This is a genomic window from Brevibacterium sp. FAM 27836 (genome assembly GCF_051351055.1).
GTDB lineage: Bacteria > Actinomycetota > Actinomycetes > Actinomycetales > Brevibacteriaceae > Brevibacterium.
On record NZ_CP195711.1, the window covers coordinates 1,013,091 to 1,034,304 of the forward strand.

Annotated in this window: 23 protein-coding genes; 16 read left to right on the forward strand and 7 right to left on the reverse strand. The window is 67.1% G+C overall.

The window, feature by feature from the left end; genetic code table 11:
* Positions 1-3: 3 nt before the first annotated feature.
* Positions 4-1,617, reverse strand: a complete 1,614-nt coding sequence (mdlC, locus tag ACSE4D_RS04735; RefSeq protein WP_436326708.1) for a benzoylformate decarboxylase — start codon at positions 1,615-1,617, stop codon at positions 4-6.
* Between the two features lie 150 nt (positions 1,618-1,767).
* Between mdlC and ACSE4D_RS04740 the strand changes: the two genes are divergently transcribed.
* Both ACSE4D_RS04740 and ACSE4D_RS04745 read left to right on the forward strand, forming a co-directional pair.
* Positions 1,768-2,538, forward strand: coding sequence for an IclR family transcriptional regulator (locus ACSE4D_RS04740; protein WP_426936620.1), 771 nt, complete (start codon positions 1,768-1,770; stop codon positions 2,536-2,538).
* Between the two features lie 68 nt (positions 2,539-2,606).
* On the forward strand, positions 2,607-3,338 hold the full coding sequence (locus ACSE4D_RS04745) for a GTP pyrophosphokinase (protein WP_426936621.1): 732 nt from the start codon (positions 2,607-2,609) through the stop codon (positions 3,336-3,338).
* Here ACSE4D_RS04745 and ACSE4D_RS04750 read toward each other — a convergent pair.
* Complete coding sequence (locus ACSE4D_RS04750) at positions 3,319-3,897, reverse strand: dihydrofolate reductase family protein (RefSeq protein WP_426936622.1); 579 nt, start codon at positions 3,895-3,897, stop codon at positions 3,319-3,321. The genes ACSE4D_RS04745 and ACSE4D_RS04750 overlap by 20 nt on opposite strands.
* 116 nt (positions 3,898-4,013) lie before the next feature.
* Here ACSE4D_RS04750 and ACSE4D_RS04755 point away from each other — a divergent pair, with 116 nt between their 5' ends.
* The 3 genes from ACSE4D_RS04755 (at position 4,014) to ACSE4D_RS04765 (ending at position 6,060) form a co-directional block, all read left to right on the forward strand.
* Positions 4,014-4,187 (forward strand): SDR family oxidoreductase, encoded by a 174-nt coding sequence (locus tag ACSE4D_RS04755; protein WP_426936623.1) that lies wholly within the window; start codon positions 4,014-4,016, stop codon positions 4,185-4,187.
* 65 nt (positions 4,188-4,252) lie between these two features.
* Entirely contained in the window at positions 4,253-5,278 is a 1,026-nt protein-coding gene (locus tag ACSE4D_RS04760) for a type IV toxin-antitoxin system AbiEi family antitoxin (RefSeq protein WP_426936624.1), read from the forward strand.
* On the forward strand, positions 5,275-6,060 hold the full coding sequence (locus ACSE4D_RS04765; protein WP_426936625.1) for a nucleotidyl transferase AbiEii/AbiGii toxin family protein: 786 nt from the start codon (positions 5,275-5,277) through the stop codon (positions 6,058-6,060). Before ACSE4D_RS04760 ends, ACSE4D_RS04765 begins: the two co-directional genes overlap by 4 nt.
* Positions 6,061-6,067: 7 nt before the next feature.
* Here the strand turns inward: ACSE4D_RS04765 and ACSE4D_RS04770 are convergent, their stop codons facing one another.
* Entirely contained in the window at positions 6,068-7,555 is a 1,488-nt protein-coding gene (locus ACSE4D_RS04770; RefSeq protein WP_426936626.1) for a multicopper oxidase family protein, read from the reverse strand.
* A complete protein-coding gene (locus tag ACSE4D_RS04775) occupies positions 7,552-7,956 on the reverse strand; it encodes a hypothetical protein (protein ID WP_426936627.1) in 405 nt (134 codons plus the stop codon). The genes ACSE4D_RS04770 and ACSE4D_RS04775 overlap by 4 nt, the downstream gene beginning before the upstream one ends.
* Positions 7,957-8,108: 152 nt before the next feature.
* Here ACSE4D_RS04775 and ACSE4D_RS04780 point away from each other — a divergent pair, with 152 nt between their 5' ends.
* The 3 genes from ACSE4D_RS04780 (at position 8,109) to ACSE4D_RS04790 (ending at position 10,359) form a co-directional block, all read left to right on the forward strand.
* Positions 8,109-9,305 carry a sensor histidine kinase gene (locus ACSE4D_RS04780; protein WP_426936628.1) on the forward strand — a complete coding sequence of 399 codons (1,197 nt, stop codon included), beginning with the start codon at positions 8,109-8,111 and terminating at the stop codon, positions 9,303-9,305.
* Positions 9,302-9,988, forward strand: a complete 687-nt coding sequence (locus ACSE4D_RS04785; protein WP_426936629.1) for a response regulator — start codon at positions 9,302-9,304, stop codon at positions 9,986-9,988. The genes ACSE4D_RS04780 and ACSE4D_RS04785 overlap by 4 nt, the downstream gene beginning before the upstream one ends.
* Before the next feature lie 119 nt (positions 9,989-10,107).
* Positions 10,108-10,359, forward strand: coding sequence for a hypothetical protein (locus tag ACSE4D_RS04790; protein WP_426936630.1), 252 nt, complete (start codon positions 10,108-10,110; stop codon positions 10,357-10,359).
* Between the two features lie 97 nt (positions 10,360-10,456).
* Here ACSE4D_RS04790 and ACSE4D_RS04795 read toward each other — a convergent pair whose 3' ends face one another.
* Positions 10,457-10,990: an O-acetyl-ADP-ribose deacetylase gene (locus ACSE4D_RS04795; RefSeq protein WP_426936631.1), complete on the reverse strand. Its 534-nt coding sequence runs from the start codon at positions 10,988-10,990 to the stop codon at positions 10,457-10,459.
* A 76-nt stretch (positions 10,991-11,066) separates the two neighbouring features.
* Between ACSE4D_RS04795 and ACSE4D_RS04800 the strand changes: the two genes are divergently transcribed.
* Positions 11,067-11,837, forward strand: coding sequence for a class II glutamine amidotransferase (locus tag ACSE4D_RS04800; RefSeq protein ID WP_426936632.1), 771 nt, complete (start codon positions 11,067-11,069; stop codon positions 11,835-11,837).
* A 1-nt stretch (position 11,838) separates the two neighbouring features.
* Here the strand turns inward: ACSE4D_RS04800 and ACSE4D_RS04805 are convergent, their stop codons facing one another.
* Both ACSE4D_RS04805 and ACSE4D_RS04810 read right to left on the reverse strand, forming a co-directional pair.
* Positions 11,839-12,063 (reverse strand): sulfurtransferase TusA family protein, encoded by a 225-nt coding sequence (locus ACSE4D_RS04805; RefSeq protein ID WP_426936633.1) that lies wholly within the window; start codon positions 12,061-12,063, stop codon positions 11,839-11,841.
* Positions 12,060-13,115: a YeeE/YedE family protein gene (locus ACSE4D_RS04810; RefSeq protein ID WP_426936634.1), complete on the reverse strand. Its 1,056-nt coding sequence runs from the start codon at positions 13,113-13,115 to the stop codon at positions 12,060-12,062. Before ACSE4D_RS04810 ends, ACSE4D_RS04805 begins: the two co-directional genes overlap by 4 nt.
* A gap of 225 nt (positions 13,116-13,340) precedes the next feature.
* Between ACSE4D_RS04810 and ACSE4D_RS04815 the strand changes: the two genes are divergently transcribed.
* The 7 genes from ACSE4D_RS04815 (at position 13,341) to pcaDC (ending at position 21,135) form a co-directional block, all read left to right on the forward strand.
* Positions 13,341-14,729, forward strand: coding sequence for an MmgE/PrpD family protein (locus tag ACSE4D_RS04815; RefSeq protein ID WP_426936635.1), 1,389 nt, complete (start codon positions 13,341-13,343; stop codon positions 14,727-14,729).
* 71 nt (positions 14,730-14,800) lie between these two features.
* A complete protein-coding gene (locus ACSE4D_RS04820) occupies positions 14,801-15,637 on the forward strand; it encodes a phosphosulfolactate synthase (RefSeq protein ID WP_426936636.1) in 837 nt (278 codons plus the stop codon).
* Between the two features lie 167 nt (positions 15,638-15,804).
* Entirely contained in the window at positions 15,805-16,989 is a 1,185-nt protein-coding gene (locus ACSE4D_RS04825) for a 4-hydroxybenzoate 3-monooxygenase (protein ID WP_426936637.1), read from the forward strand.
* A gap of 49 nt (positions 16,990-17,038) precedes the next feature.
* Positions 17,039-17,851: a protocatechuate 3,4-dioxygenase subunit beta gene (pcaH, locus tag ACSE4D_RS04830; protein WP_426936638.1), complete on the forward strand. Its 813-nt coding sequence runs from the start codon at positions 17,039-17,041 to the stop codon at positions 17,849-17,851.
* Entirely contained in the window at positions 17,844-18,428 is a 585-nt protein-coding gene (gene pcaG / locus ACSE4D_RS04835) for a protocatechuate 3,4-dioxygenase subunit alpha (protein WP_426936639.1), read from the forward strand. Before pcaH ends, pcaG begins: the two co-directional genes overlap by 8 nt.
* A gap of 5 nt (positions 18,429-18,433) precedes the next feature.
* A complete protein-coding gene (locus ACSE4D_RS04840; RefSeq protein ID WP_426936640.1) occupies positions 18,434-19,804 on the forward strand; it encodes a lyase family protein in 1,371 nt (456 codons plus the stop codon).
* 23 nt (positions 19,805-19,827) lie between these two features.
* Positions 19,828-21,135, forward strand: coding sequence for a bifunctional 3-oxoadipate enol-lactonase/4-carboxymuconolactone decarboxylase PcaDC (gene pcaDC, locus ACSE4D_RS04845; protein WP_436326709.1), 1,308 nt, complete (start codon positions 19,828-19,830; stop codon positions 21,133-21,135).
* Positions 21,136-21,214: the final 79 nt, after the last annotated feature.

Below are 21,214 nucleotides of genomic sequence, written 5' to 3' on the forward strand. Positions count from 1 at the left end.
CCTCTACTTCTTCTCGGGGCGGGTCTTTTCGGTGTTCACTTCGATGAGGCTCGCCTGTCCGCGGGCCGCCCGGTCCTGCGCATCGTGGAGCAGGTCAGCGAGTTCGGCGGAGGTTCCGGCGTGGGCGGCGTGCATCTGGTACCCGGTGGCGATGGACACGAAGTCGACGTCGCCGAGGTCGAGACCGGGCGCCTTGTCGACGCCGAGCATGTCGGCGAACCAGTCGAGTGCCCCGTAGGTGCCGTTGCGCAGCAGGACGATGATGACGCCGATGCTCTCGTCGACGGCGGTGCGCAGGGCGGAGATCGAGTAATGGGCGGAGCCGTCGCCGATGATCGCGACGACGGGTCGGTCGGCATCGGCCAGGGTGATGCCCATCGAGGCCGGCAGCCCCCACCCGAGTCCGCCGGAGGCGGGGAAGAAGTAGGATCCGGGGCCCGTGAGGTCCATCTGGGTCCAGAAGGCCGCGTTCGTCGAGGTCGATTCGACGACGTAGCGGGTGTCATCCGGCATCGTTTCGCGCAGGCCCGCGAACACCTCCTCGGGGTGGAGGACCCCATCGGTCGCCGAGGTGGCCGGATCGGGCATGACCCGTTCCGGTGCGGTGCCGGCCGGTCCGGTGCCCGCTGGAGCGATGTCGAGGGTTTTCGCGAGGGCGAGAATGGTGTCGACGGGATCAGCGATGAGGGCATCGCCGAAGGGTGCACGAGCGGCGGCTGCGGTATCCTCGCCGATCTGGATGAGTTCGGTGGTCGCCGGCAGATACTGGCCCGACTGCCACTGGTGGTAGCGGAAGACCGGTGCCCCGATGACCAGTGCCAAGTCGTGCGCGCCGAGGATCTCGCCGATCGGCGCGATTCCGGCGGGCAGGACGCCGCGGAAGTTCGGGTGCTGGTTGGGAAACGGCAGACGCGCAAGTGACGGGGCTGCCCAGACGGGCAGCTCGAGCGTCTCGGCAAGGGCGACCGTCGTGTCCCAGACGGTCTCGTCGTCGACGTCGGGGCCGAGCACGAGGGCCGGTGCCTCGGCTCCGCGCAGCTTGTCCGCGAGTTCGGTGATCGCTGCGGGGGCCACGGTGCGAGCGGAGGTGATGCTGCGGGAGAGTTGGCGGATCCGTTCGGCAGGCACCTCGGCATCCCAGTCGTCGTAGGGCACGGAGAGGTAGACGGGGCCTTCTTCGGCGGCGAAGACGGATTGGGAGAAGGCACGGGGCACGTCCTGCGCACTTAAGGGTTCGAGCGACTGATGGACGAGAGGTTCGGCGAGTTTCGGTGCCTGCACATTGGCGAGCATCACTTCGGGGCCGATCATGTCGCGGACCTGTTGGCCTGCGGTGATGACGAGCTTCGACTTCGAGATCACCGAGTTCGTCAGCGCCCCGAGACCGTTGCCGGAGCCGGAGGCGGCATGGAGGTTGACGAGTGTGGGGCGGTTCGTGATGAGCGAGTGACCGTCGGCCATGGCCACGACGGTGGCTTCGTGGAGGCCGAGGATATAGCGAGCGGGCAGATCCTTGAGGAACGGCAGCTCATTGGAGCCCGGATTGCCGAACATCGTGGTCATCCCATGAAAGGCCATGAGTTCGTGGACTGCCTGGCGAACCGTGACTGTCGTCATCGACGCGATGCTCCTTGAAGTGATGGATCTGGGGCACCCTCGACAGCGGACTGTGGTGCACATCTCGCCACAGTAGTGACCCGAACCACCATCGGCCACAATGTTCCCGTTCATTGAGAATATTGTCTCGTCACCGCTAGGATCGGAATCATGGCGAACTCCCGATCCGGCGACTCGATGATCGATCGCCTCGTCCGCGTGCTCGCCGCCTTCGACCCGGATCACCAGAGTCTGAGCACCGAGGAGATCGCCGCTCGCGCCGAACTGCCGAAGTCCACGGCCTACCGGCTGGTCGGCGACATGATGCGCCATGATCTGCTGCAGCGCGATCCCAGCGGACGGCTCCGGATCGGGGTGGGAATGTGGGAGCTGTCGAACCGAGCCTCGGACGCCGTCGATCTCGCCTCGGTGGCCAGGCCGCACATGATGGCCGTCCATGAATTCGTCGGCGAGAACACCCAGCTGGGGATCCTCCGCGAGCGCGAGGTGCTCATCATCGAGCGGATGTCGGCACCGAACGCGGTCGTCCACCGCTCGAAGACGGCCGGGCGGCTGCCTGCGCATGCGTCATCGTGCGGGCTCGTGCTGCTGGCCTATGCGCCCAAGCATGTGCGCGAGGCCTATCTGCGGGGGCCGCTGGCGGCGATCACGGAGAAGACGACGACGGATCCGGCCGAGCTGAGAAAGATGTTCTCGACGATCCGGTCCCATCATTTCGCCGAGCTGTCAGGCCACATCGACGAAGGCACGACCGGCATCACGGTCCCCGTCTTCGACGGAGGCGGGATGGCGATCGCCGGTCTCGGCGTCGTCATCGACTCCGAGCACAGGAAGGGCGTGCCCGCGATCATGCGGGCCCTGAGGACCGCCTCGGCGAGGATCACCCAGGACCTGGCTGTCGACGGCGGGGCGCTCGGCTGACCTGCCGCGAGCGCGTGGCGCCCGGGCGGCCGATAGACTGCGGAAGGAATCCAGACAGCGGGAGGATCATGAGAACCGGGGAATCGGCGATGACGTCGGAACAGCTCGACAGCCTGCGCACCCTGCGCATGGACTTCTCCCGACTGATCATGCAGCATCGCTTCGTCGTCGATGAGATGCTCACGAAGATCTCGATCCTGCGCGAGGAGTCCGTCCACGCGCACAGCTACAACCCGATCGAGCACATCTCCTCGCGGGTGAAGTCTCCGCGCAGTCTGCTGGCGAAGATCCACCGCCGCGGTCTGCCGCTGGAGATCGATGTCATCGCCAAGGAGATCACGGACATCGCAGGCATCCGCATCACCTGCAGCTTCATCGCCGACACCTATCATGTGCTCGAACTGCTCACCGCGCAGGACGACATCCGGGTCGTCGAGATCAAGGACTACATCGCCCACCCGAAGCCGAACGGCTATCGCAGCCTGCACGCGATCCTCGAGGTGCCCGTGTTCCTCCACGGCGGACCGGTGCCGGTCATCTGCGAAGTCCAGATCCGCACGATCGCCATGGACTTCTGGGCCAGCCTGGAGCACAAGATCCACTACAAGTTCAACGGCGACGTCCCCAACCGGCTGATCGACGAACTCACCGAGGCGGCCGACGCCTCCGACCAGCTCGACCGACGGATGGAGCAGCTGCACTCCGAGGTCCACGACGGGGCCCCGACCGTCGACACCGGCGAGGACTTCGACGACGAAGCGATGCGGATCCTGTGGGACCTCAGCCGGCGGGAGGGCTAGACCTTTTCGGGCGGTAGGTGCGACCGAAGCTGCGCGCGTTCGCCGCATCGATCGTCTCGAGCTCCCAGTCGACCCGGCGCCCGCCGGGCACGTCGAAGATCCGCGTCCCGTCGCCGAGGAAGACCGGAGCCACATAGACCTGGAGTTCGTCGATGAGGTCGACTTCGAGCGCCTGCCGGGCGATATCGGCGCTGATGATCTGGATATCGCGGTCCCCGGCGATCTGCTGTGCCGTCTCGACCGCCTCGGTGATGGTGCAGTTCATCGCGGTCACCGAGGCATCTCCCGCCAGCTCCTCGGGACGATGAGTGAGGACGAATTCCGTCCCCGACCACGCACCGCCGTACGCTTCGGAGGTCATCTCGTCGCGTTCATCGGCCTGCGCCCTGGCCGCGTCGTAGCCGCGGCGGCCGGAGATGATGACGGCGACCTTCGCAGCCATGCCCTCGGTGGTGCCCTCGGCATTCGGCTCGGAGGCCGAAAGCCATGACATGTCATGGCCCGGCCCGGCGATGAACCCGTCGATCGAGGCGGTGAAGCCCCATGCCACTTTTCCCATCACTCCCCCTTGAGCTGCGGCGCCTCTCGCCGGTGATTGCATAATGCAACCAGTTAACCACCGTTGCGACGTCCGATCAATGGTTGGTGTGATCGAGCAGGCCCGCAGACAGAGGAATGTTCTCCGCCATTTCGTCGTTCTGGCTGGACGGGCTCAAGGCCAAGCACCCGCTCGGCCGCCTGGGCACCGCCGACGAAGTCGCGAAGGTCGTGACGTTCCTGCTTTCCGATGACGCCTCGTTCGTCACCGGCGCCTACTACCTCATCGACGGCAGCTACACAGCGGTGTGAGGCACTGAGCCGACTGCCACCAACCCCGTGTTCAACTTTCCGCAGTGTTCAAGTATCCTGAACGTATGTCGATCATTGAACACTGGACTGGTCGCATCCCGGCGTTCATCACCCGCGCCCTCGACGCACTCGCGGGGGTGGGGTTGCGCGCAGACTGGTCGGCCCTGACGAGCGATCTCGGCCGAGCCGCCTCCGGCACGCTGATCGTCGACGACGGCCACAGCACACACGAGTTCCCCGCCATTGCCCACGCTTCGGCGAGCGCAGCCGACATCGCACTGCTCCCCCACGACGAGCAGACGATCCTCATCACCGATCGTGTGTCACAGGTCCGTGCTCAACAGCTCGCGGACCGCGGCTGGGGAGGATACCTGGATTCTGCGGGCAACGCCTCCCTCCGCGGAGAAGGCCTGATTGTCGAGATCGCGGGCCAAAGCAAACCAGGGTCGGCCCCGACCCCCGCGACAACTGCCCCATTCACCCGCGCGGGTCTGCCGGTGACCTTCGCGCTCTTGGCTGCCCATGACCTCCACGGCACCATTCCCACCCAGCGTGCGACCGCGGAGAGTTCGGGGGTCTCGCTCGGCACGGTCAATCGAGTCTTCCGCGCCCTTCGAGAGCGCACTCCGCCATTCCTGGAGGGACGACGCAATGACCTCACTCGACCAGACGTCCTCGAACGTGAATGGATCTCGGCGTATTCGGCACAGCAGCCCGCCGCCTGGCCGGAAGAGCGCTTTACCAGCGACGTCTGGACCATTCCCGAAGGTCTCCTCAATATCCCTCTTCCAGAGGGCGCGCTGTTCAGCTCGGAAGTCGCTGCCGCACGGCTCGGAGCGTCGATCCGGCCGGCTTCAGTGCTCATCCACGTCGACGGAGACGATCGCACACGAAGGGAACTGATTCGACACGGGCGACTCCGCAGAGACGAGAACGGCATGATCCGACTCCGACCGGCGCTGTGGCGGATCCCACCGGTGCCGACAGAGAGTCAGACCGTCCCTCGCCTCCTCATCCGCGCCGATCTGCTGCTCGAAGACGATCCTCGAACCGACGAGATCAGTGCCGAGTTCCATGGAAACGACCGATGATCGACCTCACAGGTCGCATGGATGTTCCGGTGCCTGAAGACGTCCTCCGAGATCTGACGGCGCTCTGCCGGACAGCGGAGGTCGAATTCCTCGTCATCGGCGCGGCCGCACGAGACCTCGTCATCCACTCCCGCCAGCGGAGCGAACCCACCCGCGCCACGAAGGACATCGATATCGCTGTCGCGGTCCGCGGCGACGAGGATTTCCGCGCGCTCACGCAGGTGCTTGACCGCAGAGGCAGAGCACCGCATAAGTTCATCGTGCACGGCGTCGAGGTCGACGTCATTGCCTTCGGAGGCAATGAGGCCGATCGGTCGGTGAACTTCTCCGACGGCAGCGTCTTCGACGCCACGGGAATCTCCGAGGCCCATTCGACGTCGGTGACGGTGCGGTTTCCGCACGGAACCGAGGTGCAGGTCGCGTCGCCGGCAGCGCTGACCGCGCTGAAGATCCTCGCCTGGAGAGAGCGCCACGCCGACAACCCCAAGGACGCGCTGGATCTTGCCACCATCCTCACTGCGATGTCCGAATCCCCCTTCGACGACGCGGTGTGGAACGACGACGAAGCGCTCGAGGCAACAGGTGCCGATATCTTCGCGGCTGCAAGCTACTACTACGCACGGCTCGCCGCCCGACCTTTCACCCGTCATGACGGTCAGAAGGTGCTCGACATCCTCGGCGATCCGATCCAGCGGCCGCTGCTGATCAGACAGATGCGCACGGCGATGGCCGGCGATCTCATCAATGCCTACGTCACAGGATTCGCGGCAGGGCTCGCCTGACTCGGCCTCAGTGCTCGTGCCCGGCCGCCACCCCGACCTCGTCCTCCTGACCGGGGTCGATGACGACGAACTGACCCATCATCCCCTCGTCCTCGTGCAGGAGCATATGGCAGTGGTACATATACGGCAGGTGCGGGTCGGTGTAGTCCTCGAAGCGCATGAGGAGTCGGTAGACGCGGTTCGGCTCGAGGTAGATCGTGTCCTTGCGCCCGCTCATCGGCACCGGCGGGGCCTGACCGTCAACATCAAGCACCTCGAACTGGACATCGTGGACATGGAAGCTGTGGGGAATCGGCTGTGAGCTGCGGACCTCCCACACCTCGGTGTCGCCGACGTGGACGACCTCGTCGATGCGGCTCATGTCCATCCTCTCGCCGTTGATCTCCCGCTCTGAGAGCTCGAACTTCCTGGTCCTGACCGCATCGGCCTCGTCCATCGCATCCTCTTCGGCCTGCCGCGACGGCGACCACGCGGGTTCGGGCGAGGCCGCCAAGTCATCGGCGGCACGGAATTCGAGGACATCGAAGGAATCGGATCCTCCCATCGTCGACGGAACCGCAACCCCGCCGAGGTCGACCTCGGCCGAACGCATCCGCACGGTCTCGCCCGGGGAGAAGTCCACGACCACCTCGGCGCGCTCCCCCGGCGCCAGCCGAAGCCGGTCCACCTGGGCGGGTTCGTCGAGGAGGCCTCCGTCGCCGGCGGTCAGCGTCATCGGCCGGTCGGGGAACTCGAAGGCATAGGTGCGAGCCGTCGACCCGTTGAGCAGGCGCAGGCGGACCTTCTCGGTCGTGACTTTCTGCACTCCTCCGATGGTGCCGTTGACCATGACGGTGTCACCGAGCATCCCGGGTTCGGCCCCGTCGTGGGTGAGCTCGAGCTCACCGTCTCCGTCGAAGGACTTGTCCTGGACGATGAGCGGCAGGTCGTCGACGCCGTACTCATGCGGCAGTTCGGCCTTCCTGCTCGCATCGTCATCGACGATGAACATTCCGGCCAGCCCCCTGTACACATGGTCCTCGGTCTGTCCGTGCGGGTGCGGGTGGTACCACAGCGTCGAGGCGGCCTGATCGATCTGCCAGTGCGGTGTCCACGTCTGCCCGGGGTCGATCATCTGGTGCGGTCCGCCGTCCATGTCCGCCGGCAGATGCATTCCGTGCCAGTGCACGCTCGTGGCCTCCGGCAGCGCGTTCTCGACGTCGACGGCGATCTCCTCACCGCGATCGGCCCGCAGCGTCGGTCCGAGGAAATCGCCGTTGAACCCCCAGGTGCGGGTGGGTCCGTCCTGCCCGGCGAACTCGCTCGTGCCCTCCTGCGCGCTGAGGTCGAAAGTGCGGACTCCGTCCTCAACGTGCGAGTCGGCAAGCGGTGGGATGGCCAGTTCGTTCGTGAACTCAGGTTCCGTCACCGAGGTCGTCGAGATCCCGCATGCAGCCAGACCGGCCGCGACGAACAGCGAGACGGCCGCGACCGCCGCGGGTCTGCGCAGTCTCATCGTTCCTCCCGCCGACCGAGCAGCGCCTGGATGCCAGCGGCGGCCAGACCGGCCAGGGCACCGACTCCCGCACCCATCGCCAGGCTGGGAATGAACGCCATGAGCATGGCCGGACCGGCACCGATCGCTCCGGTGCCCGCAAGCAGGCCGCCGAGGGCGAGAGTGATGAACCCGTGTGCCGCGCCGCAGATGGCCAGGGTGAGCACGGGTCGGCCGACACCGGCGAAGCCGACGGTTCCGATCCACACCGCGCCGGTGATTCCGATGAGGACGAGCGCCCGGGCCGGCCCCTCCCCGAGGACCGGCCACAGCCCGGTCAGCGGCCACAGCAGGACCAGAGAGGACAGACCGACGATGAGCGGCCAGGACAGAGGGTCTCGTGTTCGGGTTTTGTCATTCATACCCTCAACCCTCCTGCTCCCCCGGCTGCGGCACATCGACCCCGAATCGTCAGCTGCCTTCGCCCCGTGACGCGGTCGCAGTCGCCTGCAGGCGACCGCCCGATCGACTCCGAACGACTGCGCCGGTGTTCGAAGCTCCGTATTCTGGACCCATGACCATCGACGATGCAGGAGAGACGGGCGGGGCGGCGCGCACGCGTGAGCAGCTCGACTCCCGACTCGTCGACGTTTCCCTGGCGGTGGCGATGACACTGGTCATCGCCTTGGTCATCGCCGCGGACTCGTCGCAGACCTCACCGTTTCCCGGCCTCGTCTGGGCCGCCGGATTCGGGGCGCTGATGCTTCTGCGCCGGCACCTGCCCATCATCGTGCTCACGGTCACCGTCCTCGGCATCTTCGCCTATTACGCCCTCGACCTGCCGCCGATCGGCATGGTGCTGCCGGCCGTCGGCGCCCTCTACTCGACCGCCGAGCTGCGTCGCACCTCCTGGGCCGTCGTCGGCGCCGCCGTCCTCGTGGCCGTGTCCTCCTTCTTCCGCTTCGACGACCTCGACCCCCGCGCCCACCTCACCGGCTACGGATTCATCACCGAACTGGCCCTGGCCGCCGCGGCGATCGCGCTCGGATCCGTGGTCCGACTGGTCCGGCATACGCGCGCCCAGGCCGCTCACATCGCCGCGCTCACCGCCGCGGAACAGGCCCGAGCCGCGGCCTCACGCATGCAGTCCCAGCGGATGCGGATCGCCCGCGACCTCCACGACACGATCGGTCACACCCTGTCCGTGGCGGCGCTGCACACCTCGGTGGCCGCCGAGGCACGCGACCCGGAGGAGGCGGCGGCCGCCCTCGAACGGGTGCGCACAGCCACCTCGGAGGCGCTGCGTGAGCTGCGGGGCACGGTCAAGGTCCTCCGCGACGAATCGCCGGACACACCGGCTCCCGCTGCGGTGCTGGGTCTGGCCTCGCTCGAACGGGTGACCGAGTCCGCCCGAGCGGCGGGTCTCGAGGTGAGCGCGGAGGTCGACGTCGATGCGGCCCGGCTGCCACGTGATGTCGATGCCGTGGCGTTCCGAATCGTGCAGGAGTCGATGACCAATGTGCTCCGCCACTCGACGGCGAGGCATGTGGCCATCGCCATCGGCCTCGACGAGACCGGGCTCGTCCTCGACATCGCCGATGACGGCACCGGGCTCGCCCACGACCCGGCGGAAGGGGCGGGGATCCGGGGAATGCGCGAGCGCGTGGACTTTCTGGGCGGCGACTTCGCGGCCGGTCCCGGCGAGCGCGGATTCGCCGTCCGCGCCCGGCTGCCCGCGGGTTCGCCCGCTGATGGAGGGGAGAGCACATGAGCCCGAACGCACCGATTCGCATCATCATCGTCGACGACCAGGAACTGGTCCGAGCCGGCCTGCGGCCCTTGGCCGAGCGCGATGAGGACATCACCGTCATCGCCGAGGCCGCCGATGGCCGAGCCGGTCTGTCCCATGTGCGCCAGCTGCGCCCCGATGTCGTGCTCATGGACATCCGCATGCCCGTCATGGACGGCATCGAGGCGACGCGGGCGATCGTGACCGATCCCGCTCTTGACGGGGTGCGAGTCCTCGTGCTCACGACCTTCGACGAGGACGAGAACGTCTATTCGGCGATCCGGGCCGGGGCCGCCGGCTACCTGCTCAAGGACGTCTCCCCCGTCGATCTGCGCACAGCGATCCGCACGGTCGCCGCCGGCGACGCCCTGCTCGCACCGTCGATCACCGCCGCGGTGATGCGCGCCGTGGCCGACGGCCGCACTGCCGACCTCGACGCCGGCGTGCTCGAGGGGCTGAGCGAAAGGGAGGTCGAAGTGCTCAGCTGCATCGGCCGGGGCCTGACCAATGCCGAGATCGCCGCCGAGCTGTTCCTCAGCCCGGCCACGGCACGCACCTATGTCAGCCGACTGCTCACCCGCCTCGACGCTCGCGATCGCTCCGCCCTCGTCGTCCTCGCCTACGAAACCGGTCTGGTGCGTCCGGGCGGTTCGTCCGCTCGCTGACCGGTGCCGTCTCACATCGAACGTCCTTCCAACGCCCAGAGCACACTCTGCCTCGAGGAGTAGCCTCGAAGCAGAGTCCAAACGGCTTGGACCGTTGACGATGCCGAAGGTGATCGACGATGAGCACTACCAGAGTCCCTGACTACCCGAAGAGCCTGCCGGTCCGCCTCGGCAAGAGAGCGGCATTCTTCCTCTTCATCGCAATCCTCGGTTTCCTCTTCGTCAAGGTCGTCGGTCCGCTCCTGCAGACCGGCCCCGAACTCGTCGTCGAGTCGATCGTCTCCGGGGTGCCGCTGCTCATCGCCGCAGGCTGTGCCATCGCGGCCGTGACGGCCAAGCTCTTAAGGAGCATCCGTCGCTCGGCCACCTGAGTCCGTCACTCCGGGTGCGCGACGATGTCGTCGGCAGTGATTCACCGTGTGATCAGAGACCTTGGGACGGTGCTACGGGCCGTCAAGGCGACCTCACTCACCACTGATCGTGGTCGAAGACCTGGCAGAACACGCTGGTCATCTGCTCGCTGAAGAGGACGAACTGGACCTCCGCGATCGATTCCCAGCGTCCGCGCCCGCGTCCTTCGACGATGACGCTGTGGGCCGCCTCGGCGACGTCCCTGGCCGACCAGCCGTAGACTCCCCCACCGATGGCGGGGAACGCGATCGAGGTGGCTCCGACCTCCTCGGCGAGGTTGAGGCTCGATTCGAAGCAGGATTCGAGGAGCTCCGGATCGGCCTCTCCCGCGTGCCGGTTCGGACCGACCGTGTGGATGACCCACGTGGCGTCGAGGTCGCCGGCGGTCGTGGCCAAGGCCTGGCCCGGCGGCAGGCCCCGCACATGAGTCGTCTGCCTGACCTCGCGACAGGCCTCGAGCAGTGCGGGACCGGCCGCGCGGTGGATGGCCCCGTCGACCCCGCCGCCTCCGAGCAGAGACGAATTGGCGGCATTGACGATGGCGTCGACGGAAACCTCGGTGATATCGCCTTCGAGAACCGTGATCTTCATGTCTCGAGTCTAAACAGACTCCGCGGCGTTGCACACCGGGCGTAGCCTGGAGGCAGCGCGAAGGAGGCAGACGGACATGTGCAGACTGCTCGGTTTCATCTCTCCCACCCCGACCACGGCCGCGGATCTCATCGGTGTCGATGACTGCCGTCAGTGGCAGGCGATGGGCAGCGTCCACGATGACGGTTGGGGCACGGCGTGGATCGATCCCGGCGCCGAGGAGGTCACCCGGTTCCGCACGCCCGGCGAGGGTGCCGACGATCCGCGGCTGACCCGGGCACTGGATGCCCAGAGAACAGAAGCGCGGATCTGCCATCTGCGGATGGCCACGACGGGGCTGAATGACCGTGAGGAGAACACGCACCCGTTCCTCGCCGAAGGCATCGCGCTGGCGCACAACGGCTCGGTGCGTCCGGTCCAGCGGCTGCGCGAGTTCGTCAGTGCCGCGGAGGCCGATCAGATCGGCGGCACGACCGATTCGGCGATCGTCTTCGCGCTCGTTCTGCGCCGGGCCCGCCATGGCGAGCCTCTGCTCGACGCGGTCACCGGCACGGTGAGGATGCTGCGGGCGGACTTCGACCACCCGGGCATCAACCTCCTCGTGCTCACTCCCGAGGAGATGATCGTCGTCCACGCCACGGCCGGCACCGAGGTGCCCTATCTGCAGGGCCCGCTGCCGCCGGACCATCATGATCACTACTACCGGATGAGCTGGCAGCGCTTCGCCAACGGTGCCACGATCGTGTCCTCCTCGGGACTCGAGCACAGAGGCTGGAGCCTGATCGAGCAGAACACGATCATGCGGCTGACCGTGGCGAATGGCGCGGAGACGATCGTGCGGCTGTGAGTCAGGCCTTCTGGACCGTGATCGTCCAACTCGCGTCGGTGACCCGATCGAAGTGGGTGACCGGATAGCCGTTCTCGGCGGCCCACTGCGGGATCGCCTCGGTGGCCTGAGTGCAGTCGAAGTTGATGACGAGTTCATCGCCGTCGGTCAGGCCGGTCATGGCCTCCTTGGCCTCGACGAGGGGGAAGGGGCAGACCTGGCCGTCGGTTTCGAGTACCTGTTTCATACTGTCCTGCTTTCTGCCGCGGGCACTGCCGCCTGCGACGTCGTGGGTTTGATGGTGGCCTTGGCGGCGATTCCGGCGCCGGCGATCATGAAGACCATCGAGACCCAGCCCTGGTATTCGAACTGGGCGGTCGAGACCATGGCATTGCCGACGGTGCAACCGCCGGCGATGGCCGCGCCGACGCCCATGCCGATGCCGCCGAAGATCGATTTGATGATCGTGGCCTGATCGGGCACGCGGATCCGGAACTCCCCGGAGGCCTTGGCCGCGATGAACGAGCCGATGAGGATGCCGAGGACGAGCATGACGCCCCAGTCGATGAGCTCGGTGTCGCCGGTGGCCAGGTATCCGGTGAGGTTCGCCGAGGGGGTGGTGATGCCCAGCCCGGAGTTGCGCCCCGTGGCCGCCGACAGGGGCCAGGCGATCGTGGCGATGATGCCGATGACCACGGCCGTGGCGAAGGGATTCCAGCGCTTCTCCGTGAGCAGATGGGCCAGTCCGCGCTTCCGGGGCGGCAGCGCGGCCATCGGGGTCTTGAGCTTGCGCGCGTGGTGGACTGTCAGCCAGACGGCGATGGCCGAGATGAGGACGACGAAGACCCACGGACTCAGCCCCGTGCTCGCCTGCAGACTGCCGTTGTCCAGAGTGATCGAGCGGATGCCCTCGGTGAAGCCGGCGGCCGGGCCCAGCTTCATGAACGCCGAGAAGAGGGCGTAGAAGATCAGCGCGAGCCAGCTGCCCACGAGTCCTTCGCCGGCCCGGTAGTAGGTGCCGGTGGCGCAGCCTCCGGCCAGGACCATCGCGGCGCCGAAGATCAGCCCGCCGACGATCGCGGCCAGCCACGGGAACGGTTCCGCCTCGAGAGTGATGACTCCGGTGTTGTTGAGCAGGAACAGACCGATCGAGTGGACGGCGATGAGGACGATGAGGGCGGAGAACCAGCGCGTGTTCCCCGTCAGCGTGAGGTCGCGGAACGCTCCGGTGACGCAGAATCGACCGCGCTGGAACACGAATCCGAGAACCAATCCGACGACGAGGCCAGTGATGATCATTGAGCTGCTTCCTTTGGATGATGGGAGTGCAAGACGAGCAACAGCAGTCCATTTTGCTCAACAATCAACATCGAGTCAACGCCGGCCCGTCACATCCGGTCATACGCGACAGCGCAGTGGGTCGCCGTGGCGCGATGTGATGCACATCTCCTCAAAAGTATCTTGACGTCAAGATAGTCCGGGGACATAATTTAGGTATACCTTACCTAATGAGGAGGGGTCAGGATGACTAGGAATCCCGCACTGACAGAGGTGCAGTCACTCGCACAGTTCGTCGATCAGGCCTCGCTGGACATGCTCAGCGACACCGCGCTCGAGCAGCTCAAGATCCGCGTCCTCGACACGATCGGCGTCGCCATCGGAGCTCTCGACGCACAGCCGCTCAAGGAGATTCGGGCACTGATCGAGGGCCTCGATGCCGGAGGCGGAGCCACCCTCATCGGCGGCGGCCAGGCCAGCCCCGATCACGCGGCGTTCTTCAACTCGGCCCTGAGCCGGTATCTCGACTTCATGGATGCCTACCTGGCCAAGGGCGAGACGAATCATCCCTCGGACAACATGGGCGCGGTCCTCGCCGCGGCCGAGCGGGCCGATGCCTCGGGGGCCGACTTCCTCACGGCCTTCGCCGTGGCCTACCAGATCCACGCGCGCCTGTCCGATGTCGCTCCCGTCAGGGACCTCGGCTTCGACCACACGACGCAGGGGGCCTTCGCAGCCGGGGCCGCCTCGGCGAAGGCCCTGGGGTTGGGTCCCGAGCAGATCGCGAACGCCGCCGCCATGGCCGGGACCGCGAACGTCGCCCTGCGCGTCACGCGCACCGGTGACCTCAGCCACTGGAAGGGGCTGGCCTATCCGCACGTGTCGAAGGAAGGCGTCTTCGCGGCACTGCTGGCCGCCCACGGCATCACCGGCCCGGCCGAGGTCTTCGAAGGCAACAAGGGCTTCAAGGCTCTGGCCGGGGACTTCGAGCTCGACTGGTCGGCCGAGGACCTCGAGAAAGTCACCGACACGATCATCAAGAAGCACAATGCCGAGATCCACTCCCAGTCCGCCCTCGACGCCGCCCAGGAGATCAGGGGCCAGGACGGCTTCCGCGCCGATGCCATCGCCGGCGTGGAACTGAGAACCTTCGACGTCGCCTATTCGATCATCGGCGGCGGCGAAGAGGGCGATAAGCGCACAATCCGGACCAAGGAGGAGGCCGACCACTCGCTGCCGTGGATGGTTGCCGTCGTCCTCCTCGACGGGCAGCTCAATCCCGAGCAGTACGACCCCGATCGGATCACCGCAGAGGACGTGCAGGACCTCATGCACAAGGTGACGATCACACCGTCGGACGAGTTCAGCGATCGCTTCCCCGACCACATGTGCGCCGATCTCGTCGTCACCCTCGACGACGGCACGCGGTTCCATGCGAGCACCGAAGACTACGAGGGGTTCGTCACCAATCCCCTCGATTGGGCCGGTGCCAGGCGGAAGTTCGACGCGCTGACCTCCCCCTTCGCCGAGGCGGAGCTGCGCGATGAGATCGCCGAGCTCGTCCACGATCTCGAGCACCATCGGGTCCGCGAACTCACCGAGGTCCTCGCCCGCGTCCCCCAGACTCGCAGCTGAGGCTGCGTCACCCAGCCGGAGAAACCCGGCACCCCGCCGGCAGTCAGCCGGCATCGAAGAAAGGAAATACCATGTCGAACGCCATCGATTTCGATGTGTCCATGAACTTCGTTCCCCGTGCCCACCGGCCGGCCAAGCCCCGCACCCTCGGGATGACCGAGATCCGCGCCCCCTACTATTCGACCTTCGGCACCCGGCACCTGCAGGACGTCTTCGACGTCGCCGGGCAGTGGGTCGACGGCATCAAATGGGCGGGTGGCTCGTTCTCGCTCGTCCCGGCCGAACAGGTGAAGGCCTTCAGCGACATCGCCCATGACAACGGCGCGTACGTGTCCTCGGGCGGATGGATCGAAACGGTCCTGCGCTACGGCGATGACGCGGTCGATCAGTACCTCAAGGAGGCCAAAGAGGTCGGGTTCGACGTCATCGAGATCTCGACCGGCTTCATCATGCTGCCGACCTCGGGTCTCGAGCGCCTCGTCGAGAAGGTCGTCAAGGCCGGTCTCAAGGCCAAGCCCGAACTCGGCATCCAGATCGGCTCCGGCGGAGACTCCGGAGAGGCCGAACTGGCGGCCGAGTCCGCGAAGGACATCGGCGACCTCGTCGATCGCGGCCAGCGGGCGCTGAATGCCGGAGCCTCGATCATCATGATCGAGTCCGAGGGCATCACGGAGAACGTCGATGAATGGAACACGGCGGCCGCCGCCTCGATCATCAACGGTCTCGGCCTGGAGAACGTCATGTTCGAAGCCGCCGACGGGCCCGTCTTCGAGTGGTACATCAAGAACTACGGAAACGAATGCAACCTGTTCGTCGACCACTCGCAGATCCTCCAGCTCGAGGGCCTGCGCCAGAACATCTGGGGCAACAAGTCCACCTGGGGACGGGTGATCAACCCGGCTCCGTGAGCTGAGACGGCCGACTGAGTCGGCCGGATCCGGCATATGGAAGGCGCCGACGGATTCCGTCGGCGCCTCTGCCGTGCCCGCCTGCCTCCCATTCATTGAGAACGAGATCGCCTCGCCCGCGTGACTGGGCGCACACTGAGGAGGACTAAACAGGCAAGGAGGCCGGAGTGCCAGAACTTCAGACAGACGTCGCGATCGTCGGTGCGGGCCCCGCGGGACTCATGCTCGCTCACCTGCTGCACAATGCGGGCATCGACTCGGTCGTCATCGACAACCGCAGCCGCGACGACATCGCCCACACCCACCGTGCGGGGATCCTCGAAGCGGGATCGGTGCGCATGCTCGAGGCCGCAGGGGTCGAATCCCGCGTCCACACCGCAGGCCACCGTCATGACGGGATCAACATCCGCGTCGACGGGACCTCCCACCCCTTCGACTTCCCCGAACTCGTCGGCGAATCCGTCTGGCTCTACCCTCAGAACGAGATCTTCGTCGACCTCGCCGCCGCCCGCGAGCGCACCGGGCAGCCGATCCACTACTCGGTGTCCGACACCCGCCTCGGCGATATCGAAAGCGAACGGCCCTGGGTGGCGGCCACCACCGTCGACGGCGAGGAGCTTCGCATCAGCGCCCGGTACGTCGTCGGCTCCGACGGCTCCCGCGGACCCTGCCGGGCGATGATCCCCGAGACCACCCGGCAGCGGTACTTCCACGAGTACCCCTTCGCGTGGTTCGGCATCCTCTGCGAGGCCCCGCCCAGCCACGAGGTGCTCATCTACTCTCGCTCCGAACGCGGATTCGCGCTCATCTCCCAGCGCAGCGACACCGTCCAGCGCATGTACTTCCAGACCTCCCCGGACACCGATGTGACCGACTGGTCCGATGATCGGATCTGGACCGAACTCCAATCCCGGGTCGCCGGCCCCGACGGCTTCGAACTCAGGACCGGGACGATCACCGACAAGACGGTGCTGCCGTTCCGTTCGGCCGTGACCGAGCCGATGCAGCACGGTTCGCTGTTCCTCGCCGGCGACAGCGCCCACACGGTCCCGCCCACCGGGGCCAAGGGCCTCAACCTCGCCTTCGCCGACGTCTCCGTGCTCGCCCCGGCCCTGATCAGCGCGCTCAGGGACTCCGACACCGAGGCTCTGGCCGGGTATTCGCAGACCGCAACCAAACGTGTGTGGAAGGCCCAGAACTTCTCCTACCAGATGACCCGGATGCTCCACGCCGACCCCGGTCAGGATGCGTTCGAGACGAAGCGCAGCCTCGGCGAGCTCCATTCCATCCTCGATTCCGAGCACGGTCGACGCTACCTGGCCGAGTGCTACACCGGATGGCCCAACGGCTGACCCCATTCGCTCCCCACAGTGATTCCAACCGACGAAGAAAGGTTCGACGATGAGTCCACAGCAGACCTCGGACACCGCCAAAGGCCCCGATGACGCCGCTGAGTCCCAGGCGACGCTGTCGAAGGAGATCGCAGACATCGAATCCGCCTACAGAAAGGACGTGGAAGGCGGGAAGAAGCCGGAGACCCAGCCGCGGCTGGACTACCGGCCCTACCGGTCCTCGATCCTGCGGCACCCGACGAAGGACCCTCGCCACGCCGATCCCGAGACCATCGAGCTCTTCTCCCCGGCCTTCGGACACCGTGACATCGGCACCCTCGAATCGGACCTGACCATCCAGGCCGACGGCGAACCCATCGGCGAGCGCATCCGCGTCACCGGGCGGGTCCTCGACGGCCAGGGCCGGCCGGTGCGCAACCAGCTCGTCGAGATCTGGCAGGCGAACTCCGCCGGCCGCTACATCCACAAGCGCGACCAGCACCCGGCCCCGATCGACCCGAATTTCACCGGTGTCGGACGCACCCTGACCGGCGATGACGGCTCGTACTCATTCACCACGATCAAGCCGGGCCCGTACCCGTGGAAGAACCACCACAATGCATGGCGGCCGGCCCATATCCACTTCTCGCTCTTCGGATCCGAGTTCACCCAGCGCATGATCACCCAGATGTACTTCCCGGGTGACCCGCTGTTCGCGCTCGACCCGATCTACCAGTCGATCACCGATCAGAAGACGCGCGACCGCCTCGTCGCGACCTATGACCACAGCATCACCGAGCACGAGTTCCTCATGGGCTACAACTGGGACATCGTGCTCACCGGAGCCAACCGGACCTGGATGGAAGAAGAGGACGATGACTGATCTCACCGCGACCCCGGATCTGACGCCGACGCCCGGACAGACCGTCGGACCGTTCTACGGCTACGCCCTGCCCTATGACCATGACAATGAGCTCGTCCCACCCGGTTCGGCTCGCGCCGTCCAGCTGACCGGAACCGTCTTCGACGGGGCCGGCGATCCGGTCCCCGATGCCATCCTCGAGATCTGGCAGCCGGATGAGAACGGCACCGTGGCCCGGGAAACGGGATCGCTGCGCCGCAACGGCTTCACCTTCACCGGTTTCGGGCGCGCCGCGGTCGACCCCGAGGGCGAGTACAGCTTCTCCACCGTCGACCCCGGCCCCACCGAGGCGGGCAAGGCGGCCTTCATCAGCGTCGTGATCTTCGCCCGGGGCCTGCTCAACCGCCTCTTCACCCGGATCTACCTGCCCGAGGACACGGAGGGCCTGGCCGCCGATCCGCTGCTGTCCTCCCTCTCGCCGTCGGAGAGGAATCGCCTGATCGCGACCCGAGGGGCTGACGGATCGCTGCGTTTCGACATACGGTTGCAGGGTGAGGAGGAAACACCCTTCCTCCGTTTCCCCGGCCACGAGGACTGACACCAATGACCGACACCGCCCACACCCGCCTCCTCTTCGCCCCCGGCGATCTGCGCGGCGCCGAAGCCATCGATGACGACGCGCTCATCACCGCGATCGGCCAGGTCGAGACGGCCTGGATCATCGCCCAGGCACGGGTGGGGCTGGTGTCGTCGGAGGTGCGCACCGAGGTCGCCGCGGCCATCGATGCGACCATCAGGTCGCTGACGGCCGATCACGCCGAACTCCAGGCCCTGGGAGAGAGCGCCGAGGCGGGAGGCAACCCCGTCATCCCGTTCCTCGGCCTCGTCCGCACCCGGCTGAGCCCGGAGGCCTCACGCTGCCTGCACCGGGGGCTGACCAGCCAGGACGTCATCGACACCGCGATCGGACTGCTCGTCTCCCGGGTCGTCCGGCAGATGCAGGCCCGCCTCGAGGTCATCGGCGCCTCTCTCGTCGAGCTGTCCGAAGCCCATGCGCAGACTCTGTGCCTGGCCCGCACGCTGACCCAGCCGGCGCTGCCGACGACCTTCGGGCTCAAGGCCGCGGCCTGGGCCGCCGAGGTCATCGAGGTCCAGACCCTGGCCCCCTTCGTCGACTATGTGCAGGTCGGAGGCGCCGCCGGCACCCGGGCGGCGATCCGCTGGTTCGCCGGGGAGTCGACGGACTCCCTGCTGCGCGAGTTCCACATGCAGATGGTCGGCCCCGATGCGGCGCTGACGCAGATCCCCGTGCCCTGGCACACCGACCGGGTCCGGGTCCTGACCTGGGGGTCCCACCTGGCCCAGTGCGTGACGGTCGGGGCCTCGATCGCCCGCGACGTCCTCGTCGGCGTCCGCCCCGAGGTCGGGGAGCTGTCCCTGGCCTCGACCGGCGGGTCCTCGGCGATGCCGCACAAGTCGAACCCCACCTCGGCGGTGCTGCTCCACCGCAACGGAATGCGGGTTCCCGGGGCACTGTCGACCCTGACCACGGCCGCCGCCGAGGCGGTCGAGGAACGCTCCGACGGGGCCTGGCACGCCGAATGGCCGGCCCTGTCCGAACTGATGACCCTGGCGATCTCGTCGCTGATCATCCTCGATGAGATGATCGCCGGTCTCAAGGTCGATGCCGAGGCCATGCGCGCGAACCTCGACGCCGCCGGTCCCGGACTCTTCAGCGAGAAGCTGGCCATCGTCTACGGCGACCGACTGTCGAAGGACGAACTCGCCGCCATCGTCGCCGACGGCACCGACCCCGTGGCCGCACTGCGGGAGGCTGTCGGCGACGAAGACGGCATCGAGGACTTCTTCACCCCCGAACGCTACCTCGGCGAGGCCGAGGACATCCGCCGGAACATCCTGGCCACCATCGACCAGTCCGGGCCGCAGGAGATCGACCTGCCGCCCTTCGACTGATCCCCACAGAGAAAGTGACATCCATGGAGCTGACCGCATCCGTTCTCGCCGCACCGACGACCCCGACCAGTGAGGCCCGGGTCCTCGTCGTCCTTCCCTCCCTGGGCACCTCGGTCGGTGCCCTGTGGCAGCAGACCGCCACCGAGCTTGCTCAGCTGAGCCCGGAATCGACGGTCATCGGCATCGATCTTCCCGGACACGGCCGGTCGGGTCCCATCGACGTGCCCGCAGGCAGCACGGTCGCGCCGAGGATGACGGTGCGCGAGCTCGCCGAGGCGGTGCTGTCCACCCTCGACAGGGTCCTGCCCGATGCGGCCGCCCCGGGAACTCCCGTCGACCTCGCCGGTGATTCGATCGGTGGGGCGATCGCCCTGCAGCTGGCCCTCGATCACCCCGAGAGCTTCGGTCGGGTCGCCGTCTTCTGCACGGCGGCGAAGATCGGTGAGGCCTCGGCCTGGGAGGAGCGGGCGCAGACCGTGGCGACATCGGGCACGCCCACGCAGATCATCGGCTCGGCCCAGCGGTGGTTCGGTGTGGGCTTCATGGACCGTGAACCCGAGGCTTCGGCGGCACTGCTGCACTCGCTGCAGGACGCCGACCGGTTCTCCTATGCGGCCCTGTGCTACGCGCTGGCCGAGTTCGACGTCCGCCGTCGTCTGCCCGAGATCTCCCTGCCGCTGCTGGCCGTCGCCGGATCCGAGGACCAGCCGACGCCTGCGACGAAGCTCGCCGAGATCGCCGGCGAGGTCCCCGGTGCCCTGCTCGAGGTCATCGAGGGTGCGGCCCACCTCGTTCCGGCCGAGGCCCCGGCCGTGACCGCCGGGCTGCTGGACGACTTCCTCCGTGGGAAGGGACTCGGCGGCGGTGCCGGCGGAAGCGGCGCTGTCAGCGGCGAGTCCGCACCGGCAGTCGCGCTGCCCACGGCCTCGGGCCCGCGTGAGGCCAGTCGGGACGAGGTGCGCGAGGCCGGCATGTCCGTGCGCCGCCAGGTCCTGTCCGATGCCCACGTCGACCGGGCGAATGCGAAGGTCGACGAGTTCACCTCCGACTTCCAGGACCTCATCACCCGCTATGCCTGGGGTGAGATCTGGACCCGTCCGGGCCTCGACCGGCGCATGCGTTCGGCCATCACGCTCACGGCCATGGTCGCCGGCGGCCACGAGGCCGAACTCGCCATGCACGTCAAGGCGGCCCTGCGCAACGGGCTGAGCCGTGACGAGATCAAGGAAGTGCTCCTCCAATCGGCCATCTACTGCTCGGTGCCGAGCGCGAACACCGCGTTCTCCGTGGCCGCTCAGGCCCTGGCGGAGGTGGACGAGGCGGAGGAGTGACCCGCTCCCCCTGAGCCCTACCCGGCACGGGGCCCTGTTCGAATCGTCACATTGGGCCATCTCAACTGTCGACGAGCCG